This window comes from Nitratireductor pacificus pht-3B (assembly GCF_000300335.1).
In the GTDB taxonomy this organism is placed as follows: Bacteria; Pseudomonadota; Alphaproteobacteria; order Rhizobiales; family Rhizobiaceae; genus Nitratireductor; species Nitratireductor pacificus.
Map to the genome: position 1 here is coordinate 60,550 of NZ_AMRM01000024.1, position 6,544 is coordinate 67,093.

Sequence of the window (6,544 nt, forward strand, 5' to 3'; positions counted from 1 at the left end):
GACGCCCGCCCTCGCCGCGCTGCGTGCTTCACAGCCTTTCCACACAGGGAGGAAGGAACGCCGCTTCGTACCGGCATCCGCGCTTCATGGCATGCGTGAAGGGTGCGGCGTGCGGCCGCCTCAGCCGTGGGTGACGGAACCCGCCGTCAGGATGCGCAGGACCTCGATGGCTTCCTCGCCCGAGGTACGCGGCGCGGCGCGGGTCTCGATGCACTCGATGAAATGCTCCAGCTCGCGCGTCAGCGGCATGCCCTCCTCGACGGGGACATAGGTCGGCTCGTTGGTGGTGAAGGCCCACTGCCCGCTGTCCTGCCAGACGGCGTGCCGGTAGACGGCCAGCTTGCGCCCCCAGCCCTCGACATCGTCGAACACGGCCATCGCCTTGTCGCCGACCACCGTCAGGCGGCGCTCGCGATAGGGGTTGAGGCGCGAGGTGAAGAGATGGCTGCGCAGGCCGCCCGGAAAGCGCATGTGCAGATGGGCGAAATCGCTGAGATGATCGAGCAATGCCGCACCCTCGCCGCGCACCTCGAGGGGCGGCTGGCCGGTGATCGCCAGGATCATCGACAGATCGTGCGGCGCCAGATCCCACAGCGCGTCGTTCTCGGTGTGGAACTTGCCGAGGCCGAGGCGATGCGAATGCATGTAGCGGACCTCGCCGAGATCCCCCTGGTCGATCAGCGCCTTCAGTTTCTCGAAGGCCGGGTGGAAGCGCAGCACATGGCCGACCATGATGAGGCGCCCGGTTTCACCCGAGACGGCGACGGCGCGCTCGGCGTCGGCGACGGTCAGCGCGATCGGCTTCTCGACGAGCACGTCCTTTCCGGCCCGCATGGCGCGGATCGCGTAGTCGGCGTGGAACTGCGGCGGGAGGGCGAGGACGATGGCATCGATCTCGGGGTTCTCGAACAGGCTTTCCGGCGCAACGGCCACGCAATCATGCTCGCTGGCGAACCCTTCCGCCCGCGCCTCGTTGGCATCGGACACGGCGGCAAGCACCCCGAGGGACTTTAGCGTGCGGATATGGTTCGAGCCCCAATAGCCGCATCCGAGAACTGCAATACGCGGTTTCATATGATCCTTCGCCCGAGAACTTGGCGCTGCACACACATATAGACGCCGCCCCCGGGACTCAACCCTGCCGCCGCATTGATTGACAATCCTTTAGGGGATGGCGCGGCCGGCGGCAAATTCCTCCGCGAAACGGCCAAGCGCGCTTGACACATTCGCCGGCGCCACCTTATATCCGCGCGTCCTGACAAGGGCCTGGACCAACCGAAGCGCCCCGGCGCATCCAGGCTCCACGGCGGCGGAGTAGCTCAGTCGGTTAGAGCAGAGGAATCATAATCCTTGTGTCGGGGGTTCGAATCCCTCCTCCGCTACCAAAATTCTTCAAGAAAATCAGATATTTACGAGGCAGAAGGGAAGCTAATCGCCCTTCTGTTCCGAAGTCTCGTATGTCTCACACCACTCCCACACCACTTCAGGCTTCTCTCGATATAGCTACGACGGTCAACAGAGTTGGCCGTCTCTGTAGTCGATGAAGGGGTCCACCACGGACTCGAACCGTGGATCATCCGCCCGAAGCGTCGTCCTACCGTTAGACGACAGACCCTCGGATATGACCTCACGGCCGGCTGCAACATTCGAGCGCTGAGAGAACCGGGAGAGCCAAAGCCCTCCCGGCAGTCCCTGTTCCGGGACCTCGCCGCGACCGGATTCCAACCGACATCTCGCCTTCCGGCGACGCTCTCTCTCGACCCCTCGCAGGGCTGCCCGGGGTCCCATCCCCGGTTGAGCTACACGGGTCAGAAGGGAATGCGACGTCGATGGGCCGACGTCAATCTCCATCCTGCCTGTTCCCGCCGAGGGAGTTGACGTCGGACTGTCGAGAGCTCAGCTTCCCACCATGATCGACCCCGTCATCCGCTCCGAAATCGAAGCCGACCGCACGGCAAGCTTTCCTGATCCTGCGAGCACCGTTCGACGGCTTCACGAGCTAATCGGCGAGGAGCTGAATCCGGCCTGGTCGCTGGTAGATAATGCGAACGCCTGGTGGCTCGGCTGCGTCGAGATTCCGTTCGGCCGCATGTGCAAGGGCGAAGTCGTCGCCGCCGAGGTCCGGGAGATCGCTCTCTGGGCAGACGAGTGGTGGAACGAATTCGAGAAAAAACTGTATCAGCCCGCTATTCTGCCGCCGGCTCGCTGGCCTGAACGATGAGGCGCGCCCTTTCATAGAGCTCGTCGAACGTGATGACCTCCGGCCGGATCAGGTTCCGACGGAAGCGCTCGAACGATCCGAACTTGCGTTCATTGACGCCGTGCTCGCCTTCGAACTCCCCGAGGCGACCACAGATCACGAAGCTGCGCGGCTCCATAGTATATATAGTCTCGCCCGTCGCCTCGCCGTCACGGTCCGACAGTCTCTCCGACGTACTCCACCTCTCCAGCGCGGCCGCCACCGTTCCCTGCACCTGTGCCACAGCTCCCGAGAGTTCCTTCGAGGGTTGCCAAATGCCGGGGCGATACTGGTCCGCAGACATGAGGTCTGTTCGGTGGTGCTTCAGCTCGACAAACGCGGTGGTGCTGAGAAGAGCCCGGGATCGAAGCAGCGCGTCGACCCGTTTCCCGGGACCAGTCAGATCACGACCACTGACGGCCTGCTCGAGCTTTCGGTCGTCCAGCGGCCCGAAGTTGATGAGACTCAGGGAGTAGCCGAATATCCACGCGTTCTTTTCGAAAAACCGCTGCCACAGGGCTTCTGGTCCTTTTCCATGCTGCATGACGCATGCATCGAAGTAGGCATCGTCGGATAGCAGCCGTTCGAAGGTCTTCAATTGCTTCTTCCGGAAGGCCAGCGCGACGACATCCTCGTTGGTAATCTCGTTTCGGGCGATGGCCGCGAGGAGTTCCTGATTGTCGGCCGCGACGCGTCGGAGCTGATCCGGCTTCAGCAGGAGCTGCTCAAGGTCGGAGTCGAGGATGTTGAGCTTCCCCTCGTCCGGGAAGTGCACCCGCTTGATGTCGGCGAAAAACTTGAGGAGGGCCGCCACCTCCCTACCTCCGAAGGCGAAATACTCCCGCGGGTTGCCCTTCGATGTGAACTTCTGGATGGTGACGGAGCGGAACGCCCGGTCGTCCTCAAGGAAGGTGGCTTTAATCTGGAAACGGCCGCCCGCGGTTTCACGGACCACCAACTCGTCCTTTACCTTCGCGTATTCGAATCCAGGCCGACCGTCGATGACCTTGTTCGCGATCCGGAGCTTGCGCCCGAGGAAGTCGGGGAACGCCGGGCTGGCGTAGGTCTTGTCAGTCCTGGATTTATGGAAGATTTCCTCTTCACTGAATCCTGTCATTGACGAATCCTTCTACGGGTAGCGCAGCCTAGCAGGACTTCAGAGGACTCGTGCCACCTCATCGGCAAGAGTCCTAGAATAACCACAGGTACAAATCAAGAACATGGGCTGGTGTCTAGAATTCGTTTACGATATGTGCTCCCTGATATGCGGGCCTGGAAGGACTGAGTCCTTCCAGATGAGGGGGTAAGGATTCGCCATGGCCAGGAACAACGTCGTCAAGCTCGCGCGCGCAACGCCGCCTTCCCCCACGGTGATGGATACCGTCAATGGCGGCAAAGGCTCCATCCAGCTTGGCGACTCCATGACTTGCTATGCGCAATGGCCGAAGCCAACGGCCATCATCGCCGACGGCCCATATGGTCTGGCAAAATTTCCAGGCGAGCCTCACACAGCTGACGGTCTCGACGAGTGGTATGCGCCGCATGTCGCCGAGTGGTCGAAGGCTGCCATGCCGGAGACGACGCTCTGGTTCTGGTGCTCGGAACTGGGCTGGGCCGAGGTCCACCGCGTCCTGAAGATGCACGGCTGGAAATACAAAGCCGCGCACATTTGGAATAAGGGCATCGGTCACATCGCTGGGAACGTCAACGGGGACACCATCCGCGGCTTCCCGGTCGTCACGGAAATCTGCGTCCAGTACGTGCGGGATTGGAAACTGGCGACCGAGACAGGCGACCTGCTGCCCTTGAAGCAATGGCTGCGCCACGAGTGGCAGCGCAGCGGCCTGCCTCTCTATCGGACGAACGAGGCCTGCGGCGTTAAGAACGCGGCCACCCGGAAGTATTTCACACAGTGCCACCTTTGGTACTTCCCGCCTGCCGACAAGATGGAGCTTCTGGCCGCCTACGCGACCAAGAACGGCGCGCCGACGGACCGTCCCTATTTCTCGCTCGACGGAAAGGCACCGCTCGATGCTGAACAGTGGTCGCGCATGCGGGCGAAATGGTCCCATGCCCACGGCATCACAAACGTATGGGATGAGCCGGCCGTCCGCGGCGACGAGCGGCTGCGCGCGCAGGGACTGAAGAGCGTGCACATCAACCAGAAGCCGCTCCGCCTGATGGAGCGGATCATCAACGCGTCGACCGAGGCAGGCGACGTCATTTGGGAACCATTCGGGGGCCTGTGCTCCGCGACGGTTGGAGCCATGAGGACGGGACGACAAGGCTACGCAGCCGAGGTTCTCCCGGATTTCTACACGGCCGCAGTCCGGAGATTGAAGGAGGAGGCGGGGAACATTGGCATCAGGAAATCCAACAAGCGCAATACCGCCTGAACCCACGCCGACCGAGCCAGACGCATCGTGGGAACACTTCGAACTCTGGAAGGCTGTCAAGCGCGCCATCTTCACGCTGCCCTCGCGGTTCGAATCCGAGCTGGTGATATCGGGAGTGCTTGCGACTGATCTGCATGCGTTCAACACCTCACTCGGTGCTACAATCGAGGAGCAGGTTGTCGACGCCCTGAACAAGCTGCGAACGCTCTGGGATCCGGATCAGAAGTATTCCCTCTACGAGTTCGAGCGGCAGCCCCAGACTTTTCCGGATGTCGTGCTGCGCGCGTCCGATCCGAGCGTTGTTCCCCAAGTGTTGATGGGCATCGAAATGAAGGGCTGGTACGTGCTGGCCAAGGAGAAAGAGCCGAGCTTTCGGTTCCAGGTCACGCCTGCAGCATGTGCCGAAGCCGACCTTATCGTCGTCGTGCCATGGGCACTGTCGAAAGTCATATCGGGGTCACCCGAGGTCTTCATGCCGTTCGTCATGGGAGCACGGCAGGCAGCCGAGTTCCGGAACTGGCACTGGCAGTACAAGAAGGTAAGCACCACCGATACGAGCATCACGCTGTCCTCGGTGACCACACACTACCCGTCGAAGTCCGATCCGATTTCCGATGTCCCGGCGAGCGACGGCGGTGGCAACTTCGGACGGTTGGCGCGGTCCGGCGTTATGGACTCTTTCATTGCGGAGCGGTTCGACGACAAGCTGTCCGGCATCCCGATGTGGGCATGGCAGGCTTTCCTTGCCCTGTTCAAGGAGAACAAGGACCCGGACTTCGTACCGAAGGGTCTCGAGGCTCTGGCGAAGACGGTCATGAAGGACCCGTCGGCTCAGAAGCGGGCGAAGATCGACGCCAAGCTAAAGGAGTTGGGAGAGCTACTCTCCGAAGACTGACGAATTTCCTCTTTAGATCTTTCCTGGATCCTGCCAGGTATACCTCCGCAAAAGACGGAGGCAGCTATGCGCAGAGGAATGGACATCGGGACGGCCGTAGGACTGCAGGCCACCGCAATCGGCGTCGGCATGGGCGCAGTCCTCGCGGGAGCGCACGCCGCTGGCATGGAAGCCATGCGCGAAGCCCGCGAAGAACGTGCAACCCGCGCACGCGAGGCCGCTATTCAGGACCTCGGCGACGTCGCGAGGGAAATGGCTACCGAACTCGCCGCAGCGCATGCCGAAATCGCGAAGTTGAAGCGCCTTCTCGCACAGCGGCAGGCATACATCGACAGCCTTCGGAGGACTGCATGAGCGACGACAGAGACGCCGTATTCGAGGAATGGGGCGACCTGCTGCACGAGGTTCCTGAAGCGGAAGAAGCCCTGCAGCGGTATCGCGCAAAGCGGGCACAGCAGTCCGAGGAGGTCGCGAGGTTCATGGCGAGCCAGAAAGAGCATCTGGCACGCGCGGCGGCATGGGAAGATCTACGCGAGGAGCTGGGGGCGACGTACCTCTCGGACACGATCCACTAGCGCGGTCCGGACGGCCTCACGCTTGTCGACTACGACCGGAGCAGCTGTCCTTATCTGAGGTACGGGCAATCCTACGACGCCGCTGCGCTTTCCAGTTACGGCCATCTCACACGCCTTAGGTCCGGCGGCCGACAGTTTCTCCAAGTCACCGTCCGACAAGGATAGAAGCCAGCCCATCTGATCAAGATTCAGTCCTGCCAGGTCGACCGCGCAGCGCACGCCGGGGTCGTCGGCCGTCGCGTACTGATGCACGGCTCGACCGAGGTCGCTCGCGTAGGCGTGGTCCGTCGCCACTTCCCGCGTGTACGAGTCTTTATAAGTGTCGGCGACGTCGTCCGTCGTTGTCGGCAATGACGCTCTCGACGGCATCGCGGGTCCGGAGCCGCCGAACAGCCGGGCGATGATCCGCAGGATTGTGTTTCGGCGTGGAATAAGGACC

Annotated in this window: 7 protein-coding genes and 2 tRNA genes; 6 read left to right on the top strand and 3 right to left on the bottom strand. The window is 62.0% G+C overall.

All coding sequences use genetic code 11. The features are described from left to right. Positions 1 to 120 precede the first annotated feature (120 nt). Positions 121 to 1,074 carry a Gfo/Idh/MocA family protein gene (locus NA2_RS18255; protein WP_040678489.1) on the bottom strand — a complete coding sequence of 318 codons (954 nt, stop codon included), beginning with the start codon at positions 1,072 to 1,074 and terminating at the stop codon, positions 121 to 123. Positions 1,075 to 1,308: 234 nt separating this feature from the next. On the opposite strand from NA2_RS18255, the gene NA2_RS18260 reads away from it, so the two are divergent. After that, positions 1,309 to 1,385 (top strand) — tRNA-Met (locus NA2_RS18260). Positions 1,386 to 1,545: 160 nt separating this feature from the next. Here NA2_RS18260 and NA2_RS22045 read toward each other — a convergent pair. Then, a tRNA-Pro gene (locus NA2_RS22045) sits at positions 1,546 to 1,615 on the bottom strand. A 294-nt stretch (positions 1,616 to 1,909) separates the two neighbouring features. Between NA2_RS22045 and NA2_RS18265 the strand changes: the two genes are divergently transcribed. After that, positions 1,910 to 2,221, top strand: coding sequence for a hypothetical protein (locus NA2_RS18265; RefSeq protein WP_008598610.1), 312 nt, complete (start codon positions 1,910 to 1,912; stop codon positions 2,219 to 2,221). Here NA2_RS18265 and NA2_RS18270 read toward each other — a convergent pair. Continuing rightward, positions 2,187 to 3,356 carry a Shedu immune nuclease family protein gene (locus NA2_RS18270; RefSeq protein ID WP_008598611.1) on the bottom strand — a complete coding sequence of 390 codons (1,170 nt, stop codon included), beginning with the start codon at positions 3,354 to 3,356 and terminating at the stop codon, positions 2,187 to 2,189. The two genes, NA2_RS18265 and NA2_RS18270, sit on opposite strands and share 35 nt — an antisense overlap. Before the next feature lie 199 nt (positions 3,357 to 3,555). Here NA2_RS18270 and NA2_RS18275 point away from each other — a divergent pair, with 199 nt between their 5' ends. The 4 genes from NA2_RS18275 to NA2_RS18290 all read left to right on the top strand — a co-directional run bounded on the left by NA2_RS18275 (position 3,556) and on the right by NA2_RS18290 (position 6,105). Continuing rightward, the gene (locus tag NA2_RS18275) at positions 3,556 to 4,635 is read left to right on the top strand and encodes a DNA methyltransferase (RefSeq protein WP_008598613.1); all 1,080 of its coding nucleotides are present in this window, start codon (positions 3,556 to 3,558) and stop codon (positions 4,633 to 4,635) included. Further along, entirely contained in the window at positions 4,598 to 5,530 is a 933-nt protein-coding gene (locus NA2_RS18280) for a hypothetical protein (protein ID WP_202803255.1), read from the top strand. Before NA2_RS18275 ends, NA2_RS18280 begins: the two co-directional genes overlap by 38 nt. Positions 5,531 to 5,608: 78 nt before the next feature. Then, positions 5,609 to 5,884 carry a hypothetical protein gene (locus tag NA2_RS18285; RefSeq protein WP_008598616.1) on the top strand — a complete coding sequence of 92 codons (276 nt, stop codon included), beginning with the start codon at positions 5,609 to 5,611 and terminating at the stop codon, positions 5,882 to 5,884. Beyond that, a complete protein-coding gene (locus NA2_RS18290) occupies positions 5,881 to 6,105 on the top strand; it encodes a hypothetical protein (RefSeq protein ID WP_008598618.1) in 225 nt (74 codons plus the stop codon). Before NA2_RS18285 ends, NA2_RS18290 begins: the two co-directional genes overlap by 4 nt. The last annotated feature ends 439 nt before the right edge of the window (positions 6,106 to 6,544 follow it).

Bases quoted from the DNA above. Each gene is read 5' to 3' on its own strand.
- NA2_RS18285 (WP_008598616.1), top strand. From the start codon at position 5,609: ATGGACATCGGGACGGCCGTAGGACTGCAGGCCACCGCAATCGGCGTC.
- NA2_RS18290 (WP_008598618.1), top strand. From the start codon at position 5,881: ATGAGCGACGACAGAGACGCCGTATTCGAGGAATGGGGCGACCTGCTG.
- NA2_RS18270 (WP_008598611.1), bottom strand. From the start codon at position 3,356: ATGACAGGATTCAGTGAAGAGGAAATCTTCCATAAATCCAGGACTGAC.
- NA2_RS18255 (WP_040678489.1), bottom strand. From the start codon at position 1,074: ATGAAACCGCGTATTGCAGTTCTCGGATGCGGCTATTGGGGCTCGAAC.
- NA2_RS18275 (WP_008598613.1), top strand. From the start codon at position 3,556: ATGGCCAGGAACAACGTCGTCAAGCTCGCGCGCGCAACGCCGCCTTCC.
- NA2_RS18265 (WP_008598610.1), top strand. From the start codon at position 1,910: ATGATCGACCCCGTCATCCGCTCCGAAATCGAAGCCGACCGCACGGCA.